The organism is Holdemanella sp. DFI.5.55 (assembly GCF_020593575.1).
Lineage (GTDB): Bacteria > Bacillota_I > Bacilli_A > Erysipelotrichales > Erysipelotrichaceae > Holdemanella > Holdemanella hominis.
On record NZ_JAJDMK010000131.1, the window covers coordinates 1 to 2,903 of the forward strand.

Annotated in this window: 3 protein-coding genes and 1 pseudogene; 2 read left to right on the forward strand and 2 right to left on the reverse strand. The window is 33.1% G+C overall.

All coding sequences use genetic code 11. The features are described from left to right. Window positions 1–71: 71 nt before the first annotated feature. Window positions 72–1,298, reverse strand: coding sequence for a GTPase HflX (hflX, locus tag LJE08_RS13240; protein WP_186999713.1), 1,227 nt, complete (start codon window positions 1,296–1,298; stop codon window positions 72–74). Between the two features lie 56 nt (window positions 1,299–1,354). On the opposite strand from hflX, the gene LJE08_RS13245 reads away from it, so the two are divergent. Next, a complete protein-coding gene (locus LJE08_RS13245) occupies window positions 1,355–2,230 on the forward strand; it encodes a beta-1,6-N-acetylglucosaminyltransferase (protein WP_227403478.1) in 876 nt (291 codons plus the stop codon). 198 nt (window positions 2,231–2,428) lie between these two features. Continuing rightward, window positions 2,429–2,605, forward strand: a complete 177-nt coding sequence (locus LJE08_RS13250) for a metallophosphoesterase family protein (protein WP_227403479.1) — start codon at window positions 2,429–2,431, stop codon at window positions 2,603–2,605. Between the two features lie 136 nt (window positions 2,606–2,741). Here the strand turns inward: LJE08_RS13250 and LJE08_RS13255 are convergent. Beyond that, window positions 2,742–2,903: pseudogene (locus LJE08_RS13255) on the reverse strand (GDP-mannose 4,6-dehydratase); the annotation flags it as partial.

The window sequence follows — 2,903 nt, forward strand, 5'->3', positions numbered from 1 at the left end:
AATTGACCCTAAAATAGACCCCAAAAATAATGACCCTAATTAAAATTGGTTACCCGATTCTTCCTCTTTTCTTATATTCGTAACAACCTGTCTACACGATGAATCAAATCTTGTTGAATACTAAAATCAACCTCAATACCATCCTCTTTATATTCCTGTCTATGCACCTTACCATTGGTATGAATATAATCAAGTACACTTACCTTTTCATAAGGAATCACGACATGTAAAGTTTCCATATGAAATAATTCCTTTTCAATTTCCTGCTTTAAAAACGCAATACTCGACTTTTCCTTAGCACAAATATAAATACGATCCTCTACACGTTTTGGATATTCAATATTTGTCTGATCACATTTGTTAAAGACATACAAGTAGGGAACTTTTTCACATCCAATTTCTTTTAATGTTTCTTCACAAACCTGAAGTTTGCTATCCTTATGTTCATTTGAAATATCCACTACTTTTAAGATCAAATCCGAAACCACAGCTTCTTCAAGTGTAGAATGAAAGGCTTGTACTAAACTGTGTGGTAAATCACTAATAAATCCAACTGTATCACTTAAAGTAAATACATTATGGTTCTCTGTTTCAATTTGACGTGTTGAAGTTGTCAAAGTCGCAAACAACATATCCTTCTCAAATACAGACTTATCTTCATTCACAAACCCATTCATAATACTTGATTTACCTGCATTGGTATAACCCGTTAGAGCTACACTTTTAACCATACCTTTTTTACGCTGATTACGCTGTACGCTTCTTTGCGTATGAATCTTATCTAATTCTTTTTCCACAAAATGAATCTTACCTTCAATTCTTCGCGCATCCAGTTCGATTTTCTTTTCTCCTGTTCCCTTGTTTCTAGAACCACCACGCTGTCTATCCATATGTTTATAGCTGCCTTGAAGTCTTGGCAATAAATACTTCAATCGTGCACACTCAACTTGAAGCATGCTCTCTTTTGTCTTAGCACGAGACGCAAAAATTTCTAAAATCAAAGCACTTTTATCCATGACTTCACAATCAAAAAAGTCCGATAAATTTCTTTGTACAGAGGGCGAAATAGCCTCTAATACAAGAACCATGCTACATTCTTGATCTTCAAGAATGCGTTTGACCTCTTCAATCTTACCAGGATTCATATAATACTTTTTATGAGGATGCTCCAAATTCTGTGATATACTCATGCAAATTTCAATATCACAGGCAAGAGCTAATTCTTTCATTTCCTCCATTCTTTCTTCAAAAGAATGGCTTGTGTATGTTTGTACACCAATCAATATTGCTTTTTCCATAAATGTATTTTATCATACGATGCTAAAATGTTATAATATTTCATGAGGTGAATTCCATGAAAATTGCTTATTTAATGCACTATATGAAAAATAATTTTGAAGAAATAACAGAAAACCTAGATATATTGATCAACCAAGGCGATGACGTTTACTTGATGGTAAACGATGATGATCTACGTGATGATTTGATTCTATCCTATTGTGATACGCCAAATTTACATGTGGCTCATCACCAACAAACTGCCCTTCCAGCCGATATGTCACTACCTAGAGGCTTTATTGTATTGATGAAAGATGCTTTAGAATTTGAAAAAGAATATGGATCTTTTACATATGATCGTTTCATCATAATGACTGATGGTATGATCCCTACAAAATCAAAAGCACAACTTGTAGAATATTTAGAAACACATGAAGACGAAGATATCTATTATGAAGTGGATAACTCAGATGAAAATGTAGAAGTAAAGAAAAGATTTGAAAACTATGCCTTCTTTACAAACTCTTATGATTTCCAAAAATCAAAAACCATTCGTGCCATGAATAAAATGACATCCAGTCTTGTTCATTCCTTTAAAAAACGTGAAATTGAGGACACAATCTATATCAGCTATCCTTGGTTTATACTAACGCACGAAAGTGCTAAAGCTTTGGCAGACAATCTAGCCTACTGTTCAAATACATTTAAAATGTGTTTATATCCAGAAGAAATGGCCATTGCGACAATGTTACATAAATTCTCAAATGTAGATCATCACAATGAAAACATATGGGCAGTTGGTAAAAATGGTGAATATATTCTGCAACAACCCATGGAAAATGTAGAATTGGACGCAATCAAAGAGTCTACTTATTTTGCAGCTCTAGCTCATAGTGAAGATAATCTTCAAGTTTATGAAGACTATTTTGATGCCTACACATCCGAATCATAATCGTTTCGGATAATCACGGGAATCAAAATATCCTAAAAATTCTTTATCACATCTATTCTTCACTCTATAAAGACAATGTGAAATTTATTCATTTAGGAGATTCACAAACTACAAGCATTAATGGCTTAAATAACTTTATATGTGTTAAAGGAATAATGATACATTAGATTTACCTAAATTCCAAAGATTAACTGTTTTATACAAACGCATCCATTCTCACATGGAGATGAAGGTTTGAACGAAATAAAAAAAGATATCGATCAACATCATGCAGATATCTATCTTTATGGACATACGCATTTAGTCAAAGAACAAATCTACAATAATTGTCTAATTCTAAATCCAGGCTCAATCACTTTACCTAGAGATGATTAGCATGGATCTTATATCATTCTAACAATCGATAAGAAAATCACATATAAAGTAGTTCGAATTAATGTAGAAACTTTCTTAAACCAATATCAATGTTTCATTGAATAAGGCAGCCAAATCATTGGCTGCCTGTTTTCATTTATTTAATAAACTGTTTTGCAAAATTCCATGTATCTCTACACATATCATCCAAGTTCTTTTCAGCCACCCAGCCAAGCTGTTCCTTAGCTCTTGTAGGATCCGCATAACATGTCGCAATATCTCCTGCACGTCTTGGTTTGATGACATAAGGAATCTTAAT

Excerpts from the sequence above, each read along its gene's own strand:
- hflX (WP_186999713.1), bottom strand. The coding sequence starts at position 1,298 with ATGGAAAAAGCAATATTGATTGGTGTACAAACATACACAAGCCATTCT.
- LJE08_RS13245 (WP_227403478.1), top strand. The coding sequence starts at position 1,355 with ATGAAAATTGCTTATTTAATGCACTATATGAAAAATAATTTTGAAGAA.